Source organism: Stenotrophomonas geniculata (assembly GCF_034508895.1).
In the GTDB taxonomy this organism is placed as follows: domain Bacteria; phylum Pseudomonadota; class Gammaproteobacteria; order Xanthomonadales; family Xanthomonadaceae; genus Stenotrophomonas; species Stenotrophomonas geniculata.
This window is the reverse complement of record NZ_CP140571.1, coordinates 2,308,644-2,332,341: the sequence shown is the minus strand read 5'-3', so window position 1 is coordinate 2,332,341 and position 23,698 is coordinate 2,308,644. Positions and strand designations below refer to the sequence as shown.

At 66.7% G+C, this 23,698-nt stretch carries 16 protein-coding genes; 5 read left to right on the top strand and 11 right to left on the bottom strand.

Annotated features, from left to right (window positions below; genetic code table 11):
* The first annotated feature begins 162 nt into the window (after positions 1-162).
* Positions 163-1,737, top strand: a complete 1,575-nt coding sequence (locus RI032_RS10785; protein ID WP_322546992.1) for a sensor domain-containing diguanylate cyclase — start codon at positions 163-165, stop codon at positions 1,735-1,737.
* 34 nt (positions 1,738-1,771) lie between these two features.
* Here the strand turns inward: RI032_RS10785 and RI032_RS10780 are convergent, their stop codons facing one another.
* From RI032_RS10780 to RI032_RS10730, 11 genes are all read right to left on the bottom strand, one after another.
* Positions 1,772-2,662 carry an energy transducer TonB gene (locus RI032_RS10780; protein ID WP_322546991.1) on the bottom strand — a complete coding sequence of 297 codons (891 nt, stop codon included), beginning with the start codon at positions 2,660-2,662 and terminating at the stop codon, positions 1,772-1,774.
* A gap of 61 nt (positions 2,663-2,723) precedes the next feature.
* On the bottom strand, positions 2,724-4,454 hold the full coding sequence (gene aceK / locus RI032_RS10775) for a bifunctional isocitrate dehydrogenase kinase/phosphatase (RefSeq protein WP_322546990.1): 1,731 nt from the start codon (positions 4,452-4,454) through the stop codon (positions 2,724-2,726).
* A 165-nt stretch (positions 4,455-4,619) separates the two neighbouring features.
* Positions 4,620-4,979 carry a hypothetical protein gene (locus tag RI032_RS10770; protein WP_005419760.1) on the bottom strand — a complete coding sequence of 120 codons (360 nt, stop codon included), beginning with the start codon at positions 4,977-4,979 and terminating at the stop codon, positions 4,620-4,622.
* Between the two features lie 53 nt (positions 4,980-5,032).
* Positions 5,033-5,449 (bottom strand): roadblock/LC7 domain-containing protein, encoded by a 417-nt coding sequence (locus tag RI032_RS10765; RefSeq protein WP_057502417.1) that lies wholly within the window; start codon positions 5,447-5,449, stop codon positions 5,033-5,035.
* Positions 5,442-5,990 carry a GTP-binding protein gene (locus tag RI032_RS10760; protein ID WP_010481027.1) on the bottom strand — a complete coding sequence of 183 codons (549 nt, stop codon included), beginning with the start codon at positions 5,988-5,990 and terminating at the stop codon, positions 5,442-5,444. The genes RI032_RS10765 and RI032_RS10760 overlap by 8 nt, the downstream gene beginning before the upstream one ends.
* On the bottom strand, positions 5,983-6,948 hold the full coding sequence (locus RI032_RS10755; RefSeq protein ID WP_322546989.1) for a hypothetical protein: 966 nt from the start codon (positions 6,946-6,948) through the stop codon (positions 5,983-5,985). Before RI032_RS10755 ends, RI032_RS10760 begins: the two co-directional genes overlap by 8 nt.
* A gap of 277 nt (positions 6,949-7,225) precedes the next feature.
* A complete protein-coding gene (locus tag RI032_RS10750; protein WP_322546988.1) occupies positions 7,226-9,448 on the bottom strand; it encodes an NADP-dependent isocitrate dehydrogenase in 2,223 nt (740 codons plus the stop codon).
* A 342-nt stretch (positions 9,449-9,790) separates the two neighbouring features.
* Positions 9,791-10,303, bottom strand: coding sequence for a hypothetical protein (locus RI032_RS10745; RefSeq protein WP_019336714.1), 513 nt, complete (start codon positions 10,301-10,303; stop codon positions 9,791-9,793).
* 42 nt (positions 10,304-10,345) lie between these two features.
* The gene (locus tag RI032_RS10740) at positions 10,346-10,639 is read right to left on the bottom strand and encodes a LysM peptidoglycan-binding domain-containing protein (RefSeq protein ID WP_005419771.1); all 294 of its coding nucleotides are present in this window, start codon (positions 10,637-10,639) and stop codon (positions 10,346-10,348) included.
* 171 nt (positions 10,640-10,810) lie between these two features.
* The gene (gene queF, locus RI032_RS10735) at positions 10,811-11,629 is read right to left on the bottom strand and encodes an NADPH-dependent 7-cyano-7-deazaguanine reductase QueF (protein ID WP_057502420.1); all 819 of its coding nucleotides are present in this window, start codon (positions 11,627-11,629) and stop codon (positions 10,811-10,813) included.
* Between the two features lie 524 nt (positions 11,630-12,153).
* Positions 12,154-13,473: a M20 family metallopeptidase gene (locus RI032_RS10730; protein WP_053443604.1), complete on the bottom strand. Its 1,320-nt coding sequence runs from the start codon at positions 13,471-13,473 to the stop codon at positions 12,154-12,156.
* Between the two features lie 188 nt (positions 13,474-13,661).
* Between RI032_RS10730 and RI032_RS10725 the strand changes: the two genes are divergently transcribed.
* The 4 genes from RI032_RS10725 to RI032_RS10710 all read left to right on the top strand — a co-directional run bounded on the left by RI032_RS10725 (position 13,662) and on the right by RI032_RS10710 (position 23,675).
* Positions 13,662-14,903: an efflux RND transporter periplasmic adaptor subunit gene (locus RI032_RS10725; RefSeq protein WP_010481017.1), complete on the top strand. Its 1,242-nt coding sequence runs from the start codon at positions 13,662-13,664 to the stop codon at positions 14,901-14,903.
* 73 nt (positions 14,904-14,976) lie between these two features.
* Positions 14,977-18,210 carry an efflux RND transporter permease subunit gene (locus tag RI032_RS10720; RefSeq protein WP_322546987.1) on the top strand — a complete coding sequence of 1,078 codons (3,234 nt, stop codon included), beginning with the start codon at positions 14,977-14,979 and terminating at the stop codon, positions 18,208-18,210.
* Between the two features lie 31 nt (positions 18,211-18,241).
* A complete protein-coding gene (locus RI032_RS10715; protein ID WP_322546986.1) occupies positions 18,242-21,364 on the top strand; it encodes an efflux RND transporter permease subunit in 3,123 nt (1,040 codons plus the stop codon).
* Between the two features lie 250 nt (positions 21,365-21,614).
* Positions 21,615-23,675, top strand: coding sequence for a TonB-dependent siderophore receptor (locus RI032_RS10710; protein WP_322546985.1), 2,061 nt, complete (start codon positions 21,615-21,617; stop codon positions 23,673-23,675).
* Positions 23,676-23,698: the final 23 nt, after the last annotated feature.

Here is a 23,698-nt window from a genome sequence, read left to right as displayed (position 1 = left end):
TTTTTTTTTGCCTGCAGGGCGACGCACTTCACTTCGCCGCCGCCCACTTTTGGCGATAATCCGCCGGCCCCTGCCCGGCCCTGACGGCCTGGCCACCGATTCCCGCTGTCGCCCCTTCCGGAGAACCGGTCGGGTCCAGCCTCCTGCCGGATCCGTCGACGCATGCGAACGCTGTCTCCCCGCCTCAACCTGGGCAAGCTGATCCTCGCCCTGGCCCTGCTCAGTGCCATCATCGCCCTGGCCAACACCCTGCTGGCCAGCTACCGGGTGCAGCGCGACCAGCTGGTCGGCAACACCCTGGAAGCCAACCGCGTCTATGCCACCAAGCTGGCCGAGACCACCCAGAACTTCCTGCTGGCTGCGCAGCAGCAGCTGGCCTATGCCGCGACCCGCCTGGGCGAGCACGACCTCGATCCGAAGCAGGCCCAGGATGAAGCCAGCCGCCTGCAACTGCAGTCCAGCAGCTTCAACTCCTCGCTGGTGGTGGACGCCGACGGCCTGGTGATCGCCACCTCGCCGCAGACCCTGCAGCTGCAGGGTGAGGTGCTGCACAGTGTCGGCAACAACGCGGCACTGGCGGCGCGCCAGCCGATGATCAGCGATCCCTACCAGTCGGCCACGGGCAAGCTGCTGGTGTCGCTGTCGCACCCGATCTTCGACCGCCAGGGTCGCTATCGCGGCTATGTAAGCGGCACCCTGTACCTGCGCCAGCGCAGCGCACTGCACACGCTGCTGGGCAAGCACTACTACCGCGACGGCTCCTACCTGTACGTGGTGGACCGCAATGGCCGCCTGCTGTACCACGCCGATGGCAAGCGGGTGGGTGACTACGTGGTCGGCAACCCGGCGGTGAAGGCCGTGGTGCGCGGGGAGCGTGGCGCACAGCAGGTACGCAACAACCGTGGTGTGTCGATGCTGGCCGGCTATGCGCCGGTGGCGGCCACTGGCTGGGGCATCATTGCCCAGCGCCCGACCGAGGCCACCCTGCAGCCGCTGTCACGGTTGATGACCGCGGTGATCTGGAATGCGATTCCGCTCGGCCTGCTGTCGCTGCTGGTTACCTGGTGGTTTGCGCGCCGCATTTCGATGCCGCTGTGGCAGCTGGCGCGCAATGTGCAGGGCGGCGAGGACACCGGCAATGCGATCAACCATGTCAGCGGCATCCGCGCCTGGTACTTCGAGGTCGCCCAGCTCAAGCAGGCCGTGCTGCACAGCTTCAATGCCCTGCAGGATCGTATCGGCACGCTCAACCGTGCCAGCCGCACCGACCCGCTGACCGGCCTGCTCAACCGCCGCGGGCTGCAGCAGGCGCTGGACGCGCTGCAGGTGCAGGGCATTCCGTTTGCGATCCTGGCGCTGGACATCGATTGCTTCAAGTCGATCAACGACAGTTACGGGCATGACGTCGGCGACAACGCCATCGTCCACATCGCCGACCAGATGCGCCGCTACTCGCGCGACAGCGATATCCTCTGCCGCGCTGGTGGCGAGGAATTCCTGCTGCTGCTGCCGGGCATCAGTACTGAATCGGCCCGTCAGGCCGGTGAACGCCTGCGCCAGCACATCGCCGACCATCGGTTCGAACCGGTCGGCACCATCACCGTATCGCTGGGCGTGGCCCACTTCCCCAGCTTCCATGTCGACGCCGAGCAGGCATTGCGGCTGGCCGACAAGGCGCTGTACATGGCCAAGGAACAGGGCCGCAACCGGGTGGTGGTCTACCCGTACGCCGACTGACGCGGAGCCGGGCTGCCCGGCTCCGCAGCGGGTCTCAGCTCTGTTGCAGCGGGGTCAGCAGGCGCAGGCCGCGCTTGGCGCCGTCCACCATGTAGACGCCGCCTTCCGGCAGCAGATCGCTGCCGGCCTGCTCGACCGGGTCGGCCTCGTGCCACGGCACGCTCTGCCGCGGCCCCGGAATGAAAGCGCGCCAGCGGCCATAGCGTTCCGCCTCTGCATTGGGATCATGGTTCAGGGCGAAGTTCACCGGGATGCGAACCGTCCAGCTGTCCCGGGTGCTGTCCTCGCCGGTGGTCGGTGGCTTGAAGGTCCAGGTGCGGGCGGTGCTGACGCTGGCTCTGGCCAGGATGTCGCGCATCTTGGCCAGGGTCCGCTCGGACGCGACCACAGCCATGTTCACCTGCTCGGCGGCCACGTCGGCCACTGTTCCGTCACGCGCCACCTTGACCAGCAGCAGCACCTCACCCTGGCCACCGTTACGGTAGGCCGCCTCCGGGTAGCGCGGCGGTGTCATGTGCAGCGGGGTCACCGAACCAGTGGCCTTCGGATCGTACTCGCTGAAGTCGACACTGGTCATGCTGATTTCATAACCGCCGTCGGCCGCAGCCTTGCCGCGCAGGCGAACGCGCAAAGGGGCCCGCGTGGCCACCGCCTGGCCATCACGCAGCGTGGGCTCGAAGCGCCAGCCACCGATGGTGCCTTCGACGAAGGAGGCGATGCCCGGGGCGACCATGGCTTTCTGGTCCAGCACCAGCGAACTGACCGCGCCCTCCGGCGTGACCTCGATATGACCGGACAGCACCATGCTCATTTCCGCAGTCGCACGTACAGCGCGTGCGGTCTGCGCAGTGGCGTCACCTGCAAGCAGGGGGGCGCCGGCACCGACGGCCAGCGCGAGGGCGAGAAACAGTGGGGAACGCATCATTGCCGGATCCTTGGTGATGAACAGCGAGCGTACCTCAGTCCCAATACCCATGACAGCCGGCTCAGGCCAGCCGGTGTGCACCCGCATAGGGCGGCGTATCCGGATAGTCCCCTCGTGCGAAGCGTTCCTGCAGGCCCTGCCACCAGCCCAGGTCGAACAGGTGCCGGTAGTGCTCGCGCACGGCTGCCAGCTCCGCAGCCGGCAGGCCCATGAACGGACCGAAGCGCTCGGGAAACACATCGCGCGGGCCAACATGGAACCAGGGCTCGTCGGCCATGGCCTCCTCCGGCGTACGCGGCTGCGGCCACGCACGGAACACGCAGTCGCTGACCAGGCACAGCTCGTCATAGTCGTAGAACACGGCCCGGCCGTGCCGTGATACACCGAAGTTCTTCGGCAGCATGTCACCGGGGAAGATGTTGTTGCGCGCCATGTCGGTGATCGCCTGCGCGTAGTCGAGCACCGCTGCACGTACCGCCTCCCCGCCCTGCTCGCGCAGGTACAGGTTCAATGGACGGAAACGGCGCTGCACGTAGCACAGTGCGATCTCCACCTCATCGCCATCAACGCGTACGCTCTGCGCGCACTGCTGCAGCAGTTCGTCCAGCAGGGCCGGCGCGAAACGCGCGCGCGGAAAGCGCAGATGACGATAGGGCTGCGCATCGAGCAGGCGGCCGACACGATCGAGATTGAACACCAGCGCGTACTTCTCTTCCACCTGCTGCCGCGACATCGCCTTGGGCCACGCGAAACGGTCGCGGATCAGCTTGAACACCAGCGGATAGCTGGGCAGGGTGAACACCGCCATGACCATGCCCGGCGTGCCTTCGGCATGCACCAGCCGCTCCTGCGGGTGCTCGTTGAAGTGGCGGAAGAACGTGCGGTAGCGCTCGGTCTTGCCCTGCTTGGCACGTCCCAGCACCGTGTAGATCTCATCGATGGGCTTGCCCGGCAGCAGGCTGCGCAGGAACACCACGGCATCGCCCACCGTACCCAGATCGGCCTGGAAGTAGCTGCGCGATACGCCAAACAGATGGGCAACATCACGGCGCCGGGTCAGCACCGCATCGGCACGCAGGCCGCGCGCGTCGTTGACCAGGGCAATCACGCAGGGTGAGAAGCGGTGCTCGCCGAATACACGTCCAACCAGATAGGCGCGGCGCTCGCGGTAGAACACGGTATCGAGCAGCTCGATGCTGCGCACCGGCGTGTCACCCCAGTGGGCCAGATCATCCTGCAGGCGCACGGCGATGGCCGCCGCGCAGCGCAGCTGGTGCGCGTACGGAATGTCGAAACGATAGTCGGCCAACACGCGTTGCAGGGCCTCCACCGGCCGCGTCGGCGAGACGGCATAGGTATGCCGCGCGACGGGATGGGTGATCGCATCGGACGGCTCGACGTCGAAAGCAATGAATTCCAGCGCCGGGTCCACGCCGCGGGTAGCGAACAGGCGCCGCGACAGCGTGTTGTAGAAGGTCTTGTACAGCTCGGCGTCGATCAGGCCCTGCAGTAACGCGCTGTAGCCGGCGTGCACCTGCAGCCACAGCGCGCGCTCGCCGATCGCGTCACCGGCGAGGCGGCGCAACGCATCCATCTGCTCGGCGATGCACAGATCGTAGAGGGCGATGCGCTCAACCGCATCCTGTCGCGCACCGGCCCAGTCGCGCTGCTCGAAGCGCTGCCGCGCCCGCGCGGTGATCGCCGCGAAGCGGGCATGGTACTGCTCGAAACCATCGCGGATGGCACCGGCGATACGCGGCGCCAGCTCGGTAGCGATGTCAGGCTTGGACATGCATGGCTCACCCGGGAAGACCGGCTTTACCATACGCTGGCGTGGGGTTGCTTGTGTAGAGCCGAGCCCATGCTCGGCTGATCCAGGCAGAAGCAGCCGAGCATGGCTCGGCTCTACAGTTGCAAAGAGCAGTCGGGCGGGCTCGACTCTACCGAAGCCAATGGCTCAGATCGCCAGTTCGGCCTCCACGTCCTGCACCTTGCGCCGGGCCAGCGCCAGGTTGGACTTGGTACGGTCCAGCACGATGTAGAAGAACAAGCCCTTCTTCTTCGCCACCGGGCGCATGATGTGGTACGCCTTGCCCAGCGAGATCAGGATGTCCTCGATGCTGTCGTTGAGGTTCAGCGACGCGGCGGTCTTCATCTTGGCGCGGATCACTTCGGTGTTGCCGGCGGCGGCCACTTCCATGTCCATGCCGGCACCGGCCTCGCCCAGCAGCATGCCGCTTTCGTAGTCGACCAGCGCCACTGCCTGCGCGCCGTCGATGCCCATCAGTGCGTTCAACGATTCATTCAATCCAGCCACGTCGCACCCCTTGTCGATGTTGGTTCGAGCCCCTCGTTCCCCTGCGGCCGGGCTCACGATCCGCCGAGTTCGGCCAGGATCGCCTGGCCACATTCCCTGCTCTGCCACAGCACCTGGCCGATCACGCTGCGCTGGTCGCAGGCCGCCATCAGCAGCAGCGGTGCACGTCCCTCGGCCTGGATCGCCAGCATCAGCACCTTGCCGCCGGCCGCCTCCAGCATCAGCGTCTGCAGATCCCCCAGCAGCAGTTCGCGCCCGACCGCCGCGGCCAGCGCCAGCATCGCGCTGGTCATTGCCGCCAGCCGTTCGCCGCGCCCTTCGGCACCAGCGCTGACCAGGGCAAAGCCATCGACACTGGCCAGCACTACCGTGCGCACGCCTTCCACCCGCTGCTGCAGGTCCTGCAGCAGCGGCTGCAGGCGCGCACGCTGGCCGGCATCGGGCAGCACCGCCATCTGCCCGTCAGCCATGCGCGGCCACCAGTGCGTGCGCTTCCATTTCGCTCATCAGTACATCCATCAGCAGCAATCCCTGTTCGCGGTCGCGGGCATCCACCGCCAGCAAAGGCAGCGGTTGATCATCCAGGCTGGCGCGTGCAGCCCAGTCGTCCAGCGCAGCGTGCGGCGCCTGGTCGAGATGGGTGACCGCCACCACCAGCGCCAATGACGCTGCGAACGGCTGCAGCACCTGCAGGTAGTCCTCCAGCTCGCCGGCCAACCCGGCACGGCGCGCGTCCAGCAGCAGCACCGCACCACGTGCACCCTGCAGCAGGATCGGCCACAGGAAATCAAAGCGCTGCTGGCCGGGTGTCCCGTAGAGCCGCAGGCGTTCGCCGTTGGGCAGGTCGATGTCTGCGTAGTCCAGCGCGACGGTGGTGGAGGCCTTGTCGGCACCGAGGCGATCACTGTTGGCCACATCGGTGTCGATCACCGCCCCGGCCGCGATGCTGCGCACGAGTGTCGACTTGCCGCTGCCCATGCCACCGAGCACGACCACCTTGTGCTCACGCATTGCGCTCGCTCCCACGCAGGTGGCGCCACAGGCGGGCAAGCAGGCCGTTGTCGGTGCCATTGCCGCGTAGTGCCGTCATCGGTGCCGCCGGGGCGCTCTGCAACTGTGCGTAACCGCAGAGATAGGCGGCATGGATGAAATCACGCACCGCCGCAGCCGGCAACTCGAGCAGCATCGCGCATTCTTCAACCGTGCACGCGCGCTTGAGCAGCAGCGAACACAGGCGGAAGCCATCGTGGTCGTGACCCAGCACGCGGAAATCCGGCCAGCGCAGCACCTTCACCGAGGCGCCACGCAGGCGTTCGTCCAGTGCCTGCCAATGTCGGCTGCGCTGTGCCCACTGCCACAGCAGGGGCCGCAGTGGCTGGCGCGGCCGCTCACCGGCCAGGGCCTGCAGGCGAGCCGGCGTGAGCGCATCCAGCTGCAGGCGCTCGAAGGCATCGGCCAAACGCTCCACCAGCGCGCTCGCGGGCTCCTGCAGCAGCACGGCCTGGTCATGCTCGAGGTCCATCAGCAGGACGGGGTCACCCGCGTCACTCAGCAGTGCCTTCCCCTGTCGCAGCGGCAGCCGCTCGCGCAGCAGACGGGTGATGGCATGCGCACCATCAGCCAGGCGGATCGGTGCGGGTGCGTGCATGGTCAGGGGCTCCACTGCCAACTGCATCCCGCGCAGGGCGCGGCCGATGGCACCGTCATCAAGTATGTCCTGATGGCCATCGCCGTCGCGCAGCTGGCCCCCCAGATCCTCGATCCAGCACTGCAGTCGCGGGCGTTGCTGGCGCATGCGCAAGGCCGCGTTGCGCAGTGCCGGCGTATCGCGGATGACCAGCAGGTCGCAATCGTCCAGATCCTGGCTGCGGCGGATCTGGCCGTCCGGCAGCGCCGATGCTACGCGTAGCCGCTGCAGCAGGGCCTGCTCGCCCTGGATGTCGGTTCCCACTACCAGCACGCGTGCCATCCGTGTTCCCCGTGCGGCCACCTCCCCGGTGGCCTCGCGTCGCCAAGGCTAGGACATCGCCAGCGGCAGCCGTCGTGATCGACTGCTCAGATCGGAAGCGGTTGCAGACGGTGTCCGATCGGTTCTGCGACAGCCATCGCGGGCAAGTTTCATGCCGCTTTGACGGCATTCCGACAGCCAACGGATGTCACGATTCTGGACGCGGGTCGAATGGGGCCGCCAAAAAGAAACCCGCGCCGAAGCGCGGGTTCCGGGGTCACGACCGAACGGCGACGGATCAGCCGCGCAGCTGCTCCAGCGCGGCGTTGAAGGTCGCGCTCGGGCGCATCGCCTTGCTGGCCTTGGCCACGTCCGGGCGGTAGTAGCCGCCGATGTCCACGGCCTTGCCCTGCACCGCGATCAGCTCTTCAACGATCTTCTGCTCGTTGTCGGTCAGTGCCTTGGCCAGCGGAGCGAAGCGCGCCTTCAGTGCAGCATCTTCGTCCTGCGCGGCCAGGGCCTGGGCCCAGTACAGCGCGATGTAGAAGTGGCTGCCACGGTTGTCGATGCCACCCAGCTTGCGCGACGGCGACTTGTCGTTGTCCAGGAACTGGCCGTTGGCTTCGTCCAGCGCCTTGGCCAGCACACGGGCGGCAGCGTTGTCGTAGCGGTTGCCCAGGTGTTCCAGCGAGGCGGCCAGGGCCAGGAACTCACCCAGCGAATCCCAGCGCAGGTAGTCCTCTTCGACGAACTGCTGCACGTGCTTCGGCGCCGAACCACCGGCACCGGTCTCGAACAGGCCACCACCGGCCATCAGCGGCACGATCGACAGCATCTTGGCGCTGGTGCCCAGCTCCATGATCGGGAACAGGTCGGTGAGGTAGTCGCGCAGCACGTTGCCCGTCACCGAGATGGTGTCCTCGCCCTTGCGGATGCGGGCCAGCGAGAACGAGGTCGCTTCCACCGGTGGCAGAATGCGGATGTCCAGGCCGTTGGTGTCGTGGTTCTTCAGGTACTGCTCGACCTTGGCGATGACCTGCGCGTCGTGGGCGCGGGCGGCATCCAGCCAGAACACGGCCGGGGTGCTGCTCAGGCGGGCGCGCTCGACGGCCAGCTTGACCCAGTCCTGGATCGGCGCGTCCTTGGTCTGGCACATGCGCCAGATGTCACCGGCTTCCACAGCGTGCTCGAACACCACGGTGCCAGCGTCGTCGGTGACCTTGACCACGCCATCGGCGGCGATCTGGAAGGTCTTGTCGTGCGAGCCGTACTCTTCGGCCTTCTGCGCCATCAGGCCGACGTTCGGCACCGAGCCCATGGTGGCCGGGTCGAAGGCCCCGTGCGCCTTGCAGTCGTCGATGACGGCCTGGTACATGCCGGCATAGCAGCGGTCCGGAATGACGGCCTTGGTGTCCTGCAGCTTGCCTTCGGCATTCCACATCTTGCCGGAGTCGCGGATCATCGCCGGCATCGAGGCGTCGACGATCACGTCGCTCGGCACGTGCAGGTTGGTGATGCCCTTGTCCGAGTTGACCATGGCCACGCCCGGACGCTGTGCGTACTCGGCAGCCAGGTCGGCTTCGATCGCAGCGCGGGTGGCTTCGGGCAGCGACGGCAGGCGCGCAGCCAGGTCACCGATGCCGTTGTTGGCATCGAAACCGGCCTGCTTCAGCACGTCGGCATGCTTGGCCAGGACGTCCTTGTAGAACTCGTTGACCGCCACGCCGAACATGATCGGGTCGGAGACCTTCATCATGGTCGCCTTCAGGTGCAGCGAGAACAGCACGCCCTGGGCCTTGGCATCGGCGATCTGCTCAGCGATGAACGCGGCCAGCGCCTTGCGGCTCATCACCGCGGCATCAACGATCTCGCCGGCCTTGACCGCGGTCTTTTCCTTCAGCACGACGGTGCTGCCGTCCTTGCCGTGGAAAGTGATCTTCAGCGCACCGGCGTTGGCCAGGGTGGCCGACTTCTCGCTGCCGTAGAAATCACCGGCGGCCATGTGCGCGACGTGCGACTTCGAATCCGACGCCCAGGCGCCCATGCGGTGCGGATGCTTGCGCGCGTAGTTCTTCACCGACAGCGGTGCGCGGCGGTCGGAGTTGCCTTCGCGCAGCACCGGGTTCACCGCACTGCCCTTGACCTTGTCGTAGCGCGCCTTGTAGTCGCGCTGCTGGTCGTCGGCCGGGGTTTCCGGGTAATCCGGCAGCGGATAGCCCTGGTCCTGCAGTTCCTTGATGGCCGCCTTCAGCTGCGGCACCGAGGCGGAGATGTTCGGCAGCTTGATGATGTTGGCGTCCGGGGTGGTCGCCAGCTGGCCCAGCTCGGCCAGGTCGTCGCTGACCTTCTGCGCGTTACTGAGCAGTTCCGGGAACAGCGACAGGATGCGGCCGGACAGCGAGATGTCACGGGTTTCCACCACGATGCCTGCGGTGGCGGTGTAGGCGCCGACGATCGGCAGCAGCGACTGGGTGGCCAGGAACGGGGCTTCGTCGGTCAGCGTGTAGAGGATCTTGGACATGGGGGACTTGGACTCTGTAGCAATGCTCAGGGGAAGGCCGGCGCCAGCGCCGGGCCACGTGCAACCGTGTCGCTTTCCCCCGTCGCCGTCAGGGTGGGCGCGCGGCGGGGAAACCCCTGCATTGTCGCGTTTTCAGCCGCGCGGGGCAAAGCCGCGCCATACGCAGTGGTACTGCATGCCGGCAACGCTGTGATCCATCCGCACACCGTGTGGATGAAGCGCGGCCCGGTTGTCAGTAGCTCCACGCCATGCGTGGATGGGGCCAATCGTCGCCCAATAAAAAAGGACGCAGCCTCGCGGCTGCGTCCATCGTGAGCCCTGCCGGGAGAGAGTCGGCAGGACTTACTTGACCTCGAACTCCTGCGGCGTTCCGGCCGCCTTGCCATCGACGGTGACCTCGGCGCGGTACTTGCCGGCCGGCCAGCCCTTTGCATTCTTGAACGTGACGTTGGTGGTTTCCGCACCGCTGGTGTTCAGGGTGGCGTTCTGTTCGCCGGCCACCTGGCCGTCCTGGTAGGTCAGCTTCGCGCCAACGGTGACGTTGTTGGCGGCACCGTCGGTCTTGACCGAAACGATGATGTCGTCCTTCGGTGCGAACAACGCCGTGGTCGCAACCGACTTGTCGGCGGCTGCGGTCTTGCCGACGGTGACCGCCGAGACGCTCACTGCAGCAGCTTCGGCCATCGGCGGCGGCGCGCCGGTCATCGGTGCGGGTGCTGCCGGTTCGGCCGGAGCGGTCGCTGCCGGAGCGGCATTGTTGTCGGTCGACTCTTCTTTCTTCTTGCAACCGACCAAGGCGACGCTGCCCAGCAGGGCGGCGATCAGGGCGGTCTGGAGCGGGGTGGTCTTGATCATTCGGGGTTCCTCCCAGGGATTGTCGGACGACGTTCGGCCGGCTTACTTCGGCGGCAATTTCAGGGTCTGGCCCGGGAAGATCTTGTCCGGGTCATCAAGCACATCGCGGTTGGCTTCGAAGATCTTCTTCCAGGCATTGGCGTCGCCCAGATGCTGCTTGGCGATCTTCGACAGCGAGTCCCCCTTCTGCACGGTATAGGTGCCGCCGCTGACAACGTCTGCGGTGCTGTCCACCGAGGCGCTGACGCCGGAGAAGTCCGCCTTCGGCACCTGCTCGGCGGTACTGTCGACGCTGCCACTGACGCCGGAGAAATCGGCTTTCTTCTCGGTACTCATCCACAACTCCCGTCTGCATGACTACGTGGTTCGCACGGTGCCATGGAGGTTGTTAAATGGGGATGGTGCAGATGTGAAGCCGCCCCCGGGGGCGGCTGAACAATCGGGGCGGAAGGTGGCCGCTGCGCTCGCCGGGCGTGGCCCGGCGCTACCCGTAACCGCCTGCGACGGTTACTGGCGCAGTTCGCGGTAGGTCGCAGCCGGGGCGGCGATGCCGGGACTGGCGCGCCAGGGATTGATGTCCAGGCCACCACGGCGGGTATAGCGGGCCTCCACTTCCAGCCACTGCGGCTGGCAGCGCGAAGTCACCTCGCTGAAGATCCGCTCAACGCACTGCTCGTGGAACTCGGCGTGCTCGCGGTAGCTGACCAGATAGCGCAGCAGGCCGGCACGGTCGATCTTCGGCCCGCGGTAACGCAGGCTGACCGTGGCCCAGTCCGGCTGGCCGGTGACCGGGCAGTTGGACTTCAGCAGCGACGAGACCAGGGTCTCTTCCACCACCTCACCCGCATCGGCGGCGAGGAAGTCCGCCTGCGGTGGACCGTAGCAGTCGATCTCCACGTCCAGTCCGTCGATGGATTCACCGAGCGGCGTCTCACGCAGGCCCGGCAGGCCGAACTCGACCTGGACCGGCGCACCGGCGCAGGCCGACAGATCCGCCACGATGCGCGCGCGCAGAGCCTCGGCGCTGTCGATGCGGGTGCTGTTGAGGGAATTGAGGTACAGCTTGAACGACTTCGATTCGATCAACCGCGGCGAGGTGCATGGCACCTGCACGGTGGCGACGGCGACCTGCGGCTTGCCACGCGGGTCGAGCCAGCTCAGCTCGAAGGCGTGCCAGCGGTCGTGGCCGACGAACGGCAGCGCGGCGTCATCGAGGCCGATCTCGGCGCGGGCGCCGCTGCGGGGGATGGGGAACAGCAGGCCGGGATCGTACTGCGACGGGTAACTGACCTCGCGACCGAGGCTGGAATCCTGTGGGGTGTTCATGGGCGTCATTGTATCGCGCGGACGGCGGGCCTTCGGCCGGGCCGGCCAACGGCGGAGCCCCTCCGTGGTGGTTCAGGGCAGGATCTCGGGGTCGGCCGGGAGGGTGGGTTGGCTGGGGGCCGCTGCAAGTACGTCCATGTAAGCTCGGTCGCCGCATCCATGCGGCTCACGCCCCCAGCCAACCCACCCTCCCGGCCACGGACAGTTTCCTGCGCCACCACGGGAAGGATCAGAAAAATCAAAATCAAAAGCCGATCCTTCAGACGTTCATGACGTCCACCGTGTCGACCAAGGTCGACACCTACCAAAGCAGGATGTCGTTCTGACAGCAGCAGGAAACTGTCGAAGGCGGGGTGGGTCCGGTTGAGGGGGTGTCCGCGGCATGGATGCCGCGGCCAAGCCCCCAGGGACGGGTTTACGGCGTCCCCCTCAACCGGACCCACCCCGCCATCCCACGGAATGCACGCTTTTGACGTTGACGTTGATTTGAGCGGGTGCAGGGCTGCAAGCCCTGCCGGTAACCCTTACCCCGCCGGAGTGCCGGTACCGTGCAGGTAATCCAGGCTCACCTGCAGCAACGCGCGCAATCCCACATCCAGCGCCTTCTCATCCAGCAGGAACTTCGGCGAATGATTGGCCGGCGCCGTCGCCGGGTCGATGCCCACGCTGGTGGACCCGACGAAGAAGAACATGCCCGGCACTTCCTTCGCGTACAGCGAGAAATCCTCCGCACCCATCTGCAGCGGCGGCTCGTACACGTTGTCCTTGCCCACCACCGCCTGCAGGCTCGGCAGCATCTTCGCGGTCAGTGCCGGGTCGTTCACCGTGGCCGGGTTGCCCTCCGATTCGTAGATGTCGGTCACCGCCTTGGCGCCATGCGCGGCCGCCGTGTGTTCGGCCACGTTGCGCAGATCGGCGAAGATCTGCTGGCGCATGCCTTCGTCGAAGGTGCGGATGGTGCCGACCATCTCCACTTCGTCGGGAATGATGTTGTAGCGGATGCCGCCGTTGATCGCGCCGAAGGTCAGCACGGCAGGCTGCTTGGACAGGTTGGCGCGGCGGCTGACGATGGTCTGCGCGGTCCCCACCAGGTCGGCGGTGGCGACGATCGGATCAACCCCGTTCCACGGCGCCGAGCCGTGCGTCTGGCGGCCGATCACCTTGATGCCGAAACGGTCCGAGGCCGCCATCAGCGGGCCACCGCGCACCGCGATCTGTCCGGCCTGCACACTGGAGAACACGTGCAGGCCGAATACCGCCTCCGGCTTGAAGTCGGCGAACAGGCCTTCCTTCAGCATCAGTGCGGCACCGCCCTCTTCCGGCGGCGGCGCGCCTTCTTCGGCCGGCTGGAAGATCAGCATCACCTGACCCGGCAGGTCCTTCTTCATCGCGACCAATGCTTCGGCCACGCCCAGCAGGGTGGCGGTGTGCGCGTCATGGCCGCAGGCATGCATCACGCCCACGGTCTGCCCGCGGTACTGGTCGGTGGCCTTGGAGGCGAACGGCAGGCCGGTCTGTTCGGTCACCGGCAGCGCGTCCATGTCCGCGCGCAGGGCGATCTTCGGGCCGGGCTTGCCGCCTTCGATGATCGCCACCACGCCGTGGTGGGCGATGCCGGTCTTCGGCTTCAGGCCCATCGCACGCAGGCGCTTGGCGACCTCGGCCGAGGTTCGCACCTCGCGGTTGGACAGCTCCGGGTGCTGATGGAAGTCACGGCGCCATTCGACCACCTTGGCCTGCAGGCGCTGGGCGGCGGCGGTCACTTCGGGGCGTTGCCCGTCCTGGGCATGGGCAAGGACCGGCAGGGCCAGCAGCAGGGCGGACAGCAGCAGCGAACGGCGCATCGCAATCTCCACGGCAAAGGGGGTTCCAGCTGAATGTAGGGCAACGCCGCCGCCACGGGAACCTCCGCGGCCAGATCCGGTCATAGCGCCCGTCCCATCCGTCATGCAGGAAACGTGATGTGGCGCAGGTATGCTTTGCGCATTGCCCACCGGGGCCGCGCCCCGTCCAGCCCTCTTGGAGTCCTTGAATGTCACGTGTTTGGAAGATCGTGCTGCTGGTCGTGGCGGTACTGGTGCTGGCCGTGGTCGGCCTGCGCGTACTTGGCGGCGGCAAGGAAAAGGCCGGTGGCGCGGCAGCAGCTGCGCGCCAGGGCGGTGAAGACCCGGATGCCGGCCCGGTGCCGGTCACCGTGGTGGATGCGGCACGCCAGGACGTGCCGGTCTATGCCAGCGCGCTGGGCACGGTGACGGCAATGAACACCGTCACCGTCAGCCCGCAGGTGGGCGGACAGCTGATGAGCCTGAACTTCCGCGAAGGCCAGGAAGTGAAGAAGGGCGATGTGCTGGCGGTGATCGACCCGCGCACCGCCCAGGCCAGCTATGACCAGGCGGTGGCATCCAAGCGCCAGAACGAGGCGCTGCTGGCCACCGCGCGTTCCAACTACCAGCGCTCGAACGCGCCGGAGTATCGCCAGTTCGTCGCCAAGACCGATCTGGATACACAGCGAAACCAAGTGGCACAGTACGAAAGCGCAGTCGCGGCGAACGAGGCCAGCATGCGCTCGGCGCAGGTGCAGCTGCAGTACACCAAGGTCACCGCGCCGATCACCGGCATCGCCGGCATCCGTGCGGTCGACGCCGGCAACGTGGTCAACGCCGGCACCGCGCTGGTCACCCTGACCCAGATCCATCCGATCCACGTGCTGTTCAACCTGCCCGAGCGCCAGCTCGGCGACGTGCGCCAGGCACAGGCCGCCGGTGCGGTGCCGGTGGCAGCGCTGGACCGCGCCGATTCGCACGTGCTGTCCGGTGACGGCAAGCTGGACGTGGTCGACAACCTGATCAGTGCCGACAGCGGCACGTTCAAGGCACGCGCGATCTTCGACAATACCGACAACGGCCTGTGGCCGGGCCAGTTCGTCAACGTGCGCATGCAGCTGCGCACGATTGCCGGCGGCGTGGTCATTCCGACCCAGGCCGTACTGCGCGGGCCGGATGGCGAGTACGTCTATGTCGTGCAGGGCGACAACACGGTGAAGATGCAGACCGTGCGCAGCGGCGTGGAAGTGGGTGACAGCCAGGTGCAGATCGCCGAAGGCCTGAAGGGCGGCGAGCGCGTGGTCAGCGAAGGCCAGTTCCGCCTGAAGCCGGGCAGCAAGGTCACCGCGCTGAAGCCGGGCGAGACCCCGGTCGCACCGACCGAGGCCGAACTGAAGGCCGCCGAGCAGAAGAACGGCGGCGGTGGCCGTCGCGGTGGTGGCCCGCGCTGAGCGCAGGCTACTGACCTTCCCGCGCCGGCAAGCCTGCCGGCGCTGCCATTGAAGTGCCAGCAAGGATCAGTCCGTGGGCTTTTCGACGATCTTCATCCGCCGCCCCATCGCCACCTCGCTGTTGATGGCGGGCCTGTTGCTGCTGGGCATCCTCGGTTACCGCAAGCTGCCGGTGTCGGCGCTGCCGGAAATCGATGCGCCCAGCCTGGTGGTCACCACCCAGTACCCTGGCGCCAACGCCACCACCATGGCCTCGCTGGTCACCACGCCGCTGGAGCGCCAGTTCGGTCAGATCTCCGGGCTGGAGCTGATGACCTCCGACTCGTCGGCCGGGTTGTCCACGATCATCCTGCAGTTCTCGATGGACCGGAACATCGACATCGCCGCGCAGGACGTACAGGCGGCGATCCGCCAGGCCACCCTGCCCTCGTCGCTGCCCTACCAGCCGGTCTACAACCGGGTGAACCCGGCCGACGCGGCCATCGTCACCCTCAAGCTGACCTCCGATACGCGGCCGCTGCGCGACGTCAACAACTACGCTGACTCGATCCTCGCCCAGCGCCTGTCGCAGGTACAGGGCGTGGGCCTGGTCTCGATCGCCGGCAACGTGCGTCCGGCCGTGCGCATCCAGGTCAATCCGGCGCAGCTGTCGAACATGGGCCTGACCCTGGAAGAGCTGCGCAGCGCGCTGACCCAGGCCAACGTCAATGCACCCAAGGGTTCACTGAACGGCAAGACCCAGTCCTACAGCATCGGTACCAACGACCAGCTCACCAGTGCCGCCGAGTACCGCGACACCATCATCAGCTACAAGAACGGCCGTCCGGTGCGTTTGTCCGACGTGGCCGAAGTGGTTGATGGCGTGGAGAACGACCAGCTGGCCGCCTGGGCCGATGGCAAGCCGGCGGTGCTGCTGGAAGTGCGGCGCCAGCCCGGCGCCAACATCGTGCAGACCGTCGAGCGCATCCGCGCGATCCTGCCGCAGCTGCAGGGCGTGCTGCCAGCCGACGTGCACCTGGAGATCTTCAACGACCGTACCGAGACCATCCGCGCCTCGGTGCATGAAGTGCAGTTCACCCTGATCCTCACCATCGGCCTGGTGGTCGCAGTGATCTTCGTGTTCCTGCGCCGGCTGTGGGCCACGATCATTCCCTCGGTGGCCGTGCCACTGTCATTGGCGGGCACTTTCGCGGTGATGGCCTTCACCGGCATGTCGCTGGACAACCTCTCGCTGATGGCGCTGGTGGTGGCCACCGGCTTCGTGGTCGACGATGCGATCGTGATGATCGAGAACATCGTGCGTTACATCGAGCAGGGCAAGAGTGGCAAGGAAGCGGCCGAGATCGGTGCGCGCCAGATCGGCTTCACTGTGCTGTCGCTGACCGTGTCGCTGGTGGCAGTGTTCCTGCCGCTGCTGCTGATGCCCGGCGTCACCGGCCGCCTGTTCCATGAGTTCGCGTGGGTGCTGAGCATCGCCGTCGTCCTGTCGATGCTGATCTCGCTGACGCTGACCCCGATGATGTGCGCCTACCTGCTCAAGCCCGACGCCCTGCCCGAGGGCGAGGACGCGCATGAGCGTGCGGCGGCGGCCGGCACGCAGAACCTGTGGACGCGCACCGTCGGCCTGTACGAGCGCAGCCTGGACTGGGTGCTGGGCCACCAGCGCCTGACCCTGGCCGTGGCCGGCGGCGCACTGGTGCTGACCGTGCTGCTGTACGTGCTGATTCCCAAGGGCCTGCTGCCCGAACAGGACACCGGCCTGATCACCGGCGTGGTGCAGGCCGACCAGAACATCGCCTTCCCGCAGATGGAGCAGCGCACCAGGCAGGTCGCCGAAGCGCTGCGCCAGGATCCGGATGTGACCGGCGTGTCGGCCTTCATTGGCGCGGGCAGCATGAATCCCACGCTCAACCAGGGCCAGCTGTCGATCGTGCTGAAGGAACGCGGCGAGCGCGATGGCCTGGATGAGATCCTGCCGCGCCTGCAGAAGGCGGTGGCCGGTGTTCCGGGCGTGGCGCTGTACCTGAAGCCGGTACAGGACGTAACCCTGGACACCCGCGTGGCCGCCACCGAGTACCAGTACTCGTTGTCGGACGTCGATCCGGCGACGGTGGCCACCCAGGCCACGCGCCTGACCGAAGCGCTGCGCAAGCGCCCGGAACTGGCTGACGTCGACAACAACCTGTCCAACCAGGGCCGCGCCCTCGAGCTGAACATCGACCGCGACAAGGCCAGCGTGCTGGGCGTGCCGATGCAGACCATCGACGACACGCTCTACGATGCGTTCGGCCAGCGCCAGATCTCGACCATCTTCACCGAACTCAACCAGTATCGGGTTGTACTGGAAGTGGCGCCGGAGTTCCGCACCAGCACCGCGCTGATGGAACAGCTGGCCGTTGCCTCCAATGGTGCCGGTGCGCTGACCGGTACCAATGCCACCAGCTTCGGCCAGGTCACCTCGTCGAATTCATCGACGGCTACCGGCATCGGCGCGCAGAACACCGGCATCACCGTCGGCGCCGGCAGCATCATTCCGCTCTCGGCACTGGCCGAAGGCAAGGTCAGCAGTGCGCCGCTGGTGGTCAGCCACCAGCAGCAGCTGCCAGCGGTGACGGTCTCGTTCAACGTGGCGCCGGGCTATTCGCTGTCCGACGCCGTGCGTGCGATCCAGGAGACCAAGGACAGCCTGGACATGCCGGCACACCTGCATGCCGAATTCATCGGCAAGGCCGCCGAATTCACCGGCAGCCAGACCGATGTGGTGTGGCTGCTGCTGGCCTCGCTGGTGGTGATCTACATCGTGCTGGGCGTGCTCTACGAGAGCTACATCCACCCGATCACGATCATCTCCACGCTGCCGCCGGCCGGTGTCGGCGCGCTGCTGGCGCTGATGCTGTGCGGGTTGAGCCTGTCGGTGGATGGCATCGTCGGCATCGTGCTGCTGATCGGCATCGTCAAGAAGAACGGCATCATGATGGTGGACTTCGCGATCGAGGCGCGCCGCGCCGGTGCCAATGCGCATGAAGCGATCCGCCGGGCCTGCCTGCTGCGCTTCCGTCCGATCATGATGACCACCGCCGCGGCAATGCTCGGCGCGCTGCCGCTGGCGCTGGGCACCGGCATCGGCTCGGAGCTGCGCCGCCCGCTGGGCATCGCCATCGTCGGCGGCCTGCTGCTGTCGCAGCTGGTGACCCTGTACACCACGCCGGTGATCTACCTGTACATGGAGCGCTTCTCCGAATGGCTTGCCCGCCGCCGCGAGCAGCGCGCACTGCGCGACGGATCGCTTCAGGAGCCGCAGGCATGATCCACGCCCCGCTGCCGCGGGGGGCCGCACGATGAACCTGTCCGGCCCCTTCATCCGCCGCCCGATCGGCACCGCGCTGCTGGCCATCGGCCTGTTCATGGTCGGCCTGATCTGCTACCTGCGCCTGGGCGTGTCGGCACTGCCGAACATCGAGATTCCGGTGATCTTCGTGCACGCCAGCCAATCTGGTGCCGATGCGGCAACCATGGCGTCCACGGTCACCGCGCCGCTGGAACGCCATCTCGGCCAGCTGCCGGGCATCGACCGCATGCGCTCGTCGAGCTCGGAAGGCAGCTCGTTGGTGTTCATGATCTTCCAGAGCGGCCACGACATCGATTCGGCCGCGCTGGACGTACAGACCGCGATCAACTCGGCACAGGCCGACCTGCCCTCGGGCATGGGATCGCCGATGTACCAGAAGGCGAACCCGAACGACGACCCGGTCATCGCCATCGCACTGACCTCGCAGACGCAGTCGGCCGATGAGCTGTACAACGTCGCCGACTCGCTGCTGGCGCAGCGCATCCGCCAGATCAGCGGCGTTGCCTCGGTCGACATTGCCGGTGCTTCGACGCCGGCGGTACGCGTGGACGTCAACCTGCGCCTGATGAACGCGCTGGGCCTGACTGCCGATGATCTGCGCAACGCCGTACGCGCGGCCAACGTGACCTCGCCCACCGGCTTCCTCAGCGATGGAAATACCACCACCGCGATCATCGCCAACGATTCGGTCGCGCGTGCGGCCGACTTCGCCGACCTGGTGGTGAAGACCCAGGGCGATGGCCGGGTGATCCGCCTGAAGGACATCGCCAACGTCTACGACGGCCAGCAGGATGCCTACCAGGCCGCGTGGTTCGACCACAAACCCGCCGTGGTGATGTACGTGTTCACCCGCGCCGGCGCCAACATCGTGGAAACCGTGGACCGGGTGAAGGCGCAGATTCCCGCGCTGCGCGACTACCTGCAGCCCGGCACCACGATGACGCCGTACTTCGACCGTACACCGACCATCCGCTCGTCGCTGCATGAAGTGCAGATCACCCTGCTGATCAGCCTGGCAATGGTGGTGCTGACCATGGCGCTGTTCCTGCGCCGGCTGGCGCCGACGCTGATCGCCGCCGTAACCGTGCCGCTGTCGCTGGCCGGTGCCGCGCTGGTGATGTACGTGATGGGCTTCACCCTGAACAACCTGAGCCTGCTGGCGCTGGTGATCGCGATCGGCTTCGTGGTCGACGATGCGATCGTGGTGATCGAGAACATCATGCGTCACCTCGACGAAGGCATGCCGCGGATGCAGGCGGCACTGACCGGCGCGCGCGAGATCGGCTTCACCATCGTCTCGATCACTGCCTCGCTGGTGGCGGTGTTCATTCCGCTGCTGTTCGCCAGCGGCATGATGGGCGCGTTCTTCCGCGAGTTCACCGTCACCCTGGTGGCAGCGATCGTGGTCTCGATGATCGTCTCGCTGACGCTGACCCCGGCGCTGTGCAGCCGCTTCCTCAGCGCCCACGACCACACGGCGCCGCCGTCACGCTTCGGCCGCTGGCTGGACGCCGGCCACGAGCGCATGCTGCGCATCTACACCATGTTCCTGGACTTCTCGCTGCGCCATGCGCTGCTGCTGTCGCTGACACCGCTGCTGCTGATCGGTGCAACCATCTTCCTGTTCGGTGCAGTGAAGAAGGGCGCGTTCCCGCCGCAGGACACCGGCCTGATCTGGGGCCGCGCCAACTCCAGCGCTACGGTCTCCTTCGAGGACATGGTCAGCCGCCAGCGCCGCATCACCGACATGCTGATGGCCGACCCGGCGGTGAAGACCGTGGGCGTGCGCCTGGGCAGCGGCCGCCAGGGCTCCAGCGCACAGTTCAACGTCGAGCTGAAGTCGCGAAAGGAAGGCCGCCGCGAAACCACCGCGCATGTCCTGGCGCGTCTGAGTGCGAAGGCCGACCGCTACCCCGACCTGCAACTGCGCCTGCGCGCGATCCAGGATCTGCCCAGCAACGATGGCGGTGGCTCCAGCCAGGGCGCGCAGTACCGCATCTCGCTGCAGGGCAATGACCTGGCGTCACTGCAGGAATGGCTGCCCAAACTGCAGGCGGAGCTGAAGAAGAACCCGAAGCTGCGCGACGTCGGCACCGACGTGGACAATGCCGGCCTGCGCCAGAACATCGAGATCGACCGTGCCAAGGCAGCCCGCCTGGGTGTCTCGGTCGGCGCCATCGACGGCGCCCTGTACGGCGCGTTCGGCCAGCGCCAGATCTCGACCATCTATTCAGACATCAACCAGTACAGCGTGGTGGTCAACGCCCTGCCTTCGCAGACCGCTACGCCGGCGGCGCTCGACGAGGTGCATGTGCGTGCGCGCAACGGCGACATGGTGCCGCTCACTGCGGTGGCCAAGCAGGTGCCGGGGCTGGCGCCTTCGCAGATCACCCATGAGAACCAGTACACGACGATGGACCTCAGCTACAACCTGGCGCCGAACGTGAGCATGGGCGAAGCCAAGGCGATCATCGACGCCACCGTGGCCGGCATGCGCATGCCCGGCGACATCCGCCTGGCCGATGATGCGGGGTTCGGGTTCAACTCCGATCCCAGCGACATGCTGATCCTGGTGTTTGCCGCGATCCTGACCGTGTACCTGGTGCTGGGCATGCTCTACGAGAGCCTGATCCATCCGGTCACCATCCTGTCCACGCTGCCGGCGGCGGGCGTGGGTGCGCTGCTGGCGTTGTTCGGCACCAACACCGAACTGTCGGTGATCTCGATGATCGCGCTGGTGCTGTTGATCGGCATCGTCAAGAAGAACGCGATCATGATGATCGACTTCGCGCTGGTGGCGCAGCGAGAGCATGGACTGGCACCGCGCGAGGCTGCACGCGAGGCCAGCATCGTACGCTTCCGTCCGATCATGATGACCACGATGGTGGCGATCCTGGCGGCGGTTCCGCTGGCGATCGGCCTGGGCGAAGGGTCCGAGCTGCGTCGTCCGCTGGGTATCGCGATGATCGGCGGCCTGCTGTTCTCGCAGAGCCTGACCCTGCTCAGCACCCCGGCGCTGTACGTGATCTTCTCCTGCCTGGCCGAGCGCTGGCGGGCACGTCGCGCGCGCAGGCGCGAAGCGAAGCTGCTCAAGCGCGCGCAGCGGGTGTAGAAGGGCCCATCCACGCACGGCGTGGATCTACTGCAACACCTGCCTCTGGTGGGTGCGGACCGTTGGTCCGCACGCCGCTTTGGATTTGACGTGCCGTAACGAAAAGAGAACAATTCTCATCCAGCCATGGTCCTGCGCCCCTTCGCGGCGCCCCGCTGCCATCTCCGGCCAGCCTGCGTGATCCCAGCCACTGCCCCTTCCCCCACCCGTGGGCGGATGGCCTGTGGCCGTCCGTCGAGGATCACCATCGATGCTGCCTTCCCGTCTCCCCCGCCTGGCCCTGCTGGCCTCCGCCCTGTCCGCCGCCTGCGCTGCCCATGCCGAAGCGCCGGCCGTCAGCCGTAATGCCATCGATCTGGATGCGGTGAAGGTCACCGCCGAACGCACCCATACCGACGCCGGCGCACTGGGCGACCGCGCCCTGCGCGACACTCCGTTTGCGATCACCGCTGTTGGCCGCGAGCAGATCGAGCAGCGCCAGGTGGTCTCGCTGGGCGAAGCCTTCCTGCTCGACCCCTCGGTCACCACCCAGGTCAGCGCCTACGCCAGCGGCTGGAGCTCGCCCATCCGCAATCGCGGTATCGAACTGAATTTCGACAGCTATCGCGTCAATGGCCTGCAGGTCTCTTCCTGGGGTACCGAATGGCCGCTGGAAGTGATGGAACAGGTCGATCTGCTGAAAGGCCCGGGCGGTTTCCTGTACGGGTTCGGTGCACCCGGCGGCATCGTCAACTACATCACCAGGAAGCCGACGGACACGCCCACCTTCTCCGCCCAGCTGGGCTGGCGTGAACAGGGCATCGTCAGCGGCGGCATCGACGTTGGCGGACGTTTCGGCAACGAGCAGATGTTCGGCTACCGTTTCAACGCCTTCCAGGAAAAGGGCGAGACCTTCAATGGTGGGCACGTCGATCGCAAGGTTGGCGCACTGTCGCTGGATGCGCGCCTGAGCGATGTACTGACCTGGACCTTCGACGGCGTGTTCCAGTCACGCGATCTGCGCGAAGAGTCGCCGCAGTACTACTTCCGTGGCCTGACATCGCTGCCGCGACCGATTGCCGGGGATACCGACAACAGCGTACCCGGCACCTACTACGACACCCGATCCAGCCTGCTGTCGACCGGCTTGAACTGGCAGATCAACAGCAACTGGAAAGCCAGCCTGAGTTACGGCGTCACCACCTCGTGGAATGACGTCAACAAGATCTTCGCCTACATCGACAGTCCCAACGGCGACTACGACGTCAACGTCTACGAACTGGGTGGCAAGAGCGAGTGGAAGCTGGCCCAGGCGATGCTGCAGGGCAGCTTCCGCACCGGCCCCCTGCAGCATCAGGTGGTGGCGGGCATCAGCCACCAGACCGGGCTGGGCTGGGACCGCCCCTACGAATGGAGCCTGATCGGCCGCGCCAACCTGTACCAGCGCCACGCGATCCGCCATGACGCCGTGGGTTTACGGGTGATGACCCGCGGCGACGAGACCGTGCAGCAGGCGGTGTTCGCGAGCGATACCGTCGATCTCGGCAGCGGCTGGTCGGTCCTGGCGGGCTGGCGCTACAATGACTACGAGACCAAGGGCCGCTACCACACCTACCCGGTCACACCGACCTACGCCGTGATGTTCAAGCCCAGCGAGGCGGTCACACTCTACGCCAGCTACATCGAATCGCTGGAAGCGGGCAGCCGCGTGGGCAACAGCTACGCCAACGCCGGCGACGTGCTCGACCCGACCATCAGCAAGCAGTACGAGATCGGCGCGAAGGTCGACGCGGCACGCTGGAATGCGAATCTGGCGGCGTTCCGGCTGGAACGTGGCGCCAACATCGACCAGCTGATCGCCGGCAGCCTGCCTCGCCTGGTGCAGGACGGCATCACGCTGTACGAAGGCATCGAAGCCAATGGCGACCTGCACGTGACAGACGCGCTGACGGTGGGGGGCGGCGTGACCTGGCTGGACCCGACCTACGACAAGTTGTCTCCGGGCAGCGCCTCGCAGGAAGGCAAGCGCACCGCAGGTGCTGCGCGCTGGAGCGGAGTACTGCATGCCACCTACCAGCTGCCATGGGTGGATGGGCTGGAGACCTACGCCGCCGTGCGCTATTACGGCGATGTCTGGTACGACGCCGACAACACCCTGAAGCTGCCCGACTACACGCTGGTCAATGCAGGCATCGGCTATCGCCTGCTCGCCTCCGGCCACCCGGTGACCGTGCGCGCCAGCGTCGAGAACCTGGCCAACCGGAAATACTGGTCCAACGCCGGCGTCGGCCTGCCGCGTACGTTCGCTGTGAGCGTGCGGTTCGACATGTAAGGCCCGGCACCGCCGGGGGTGCG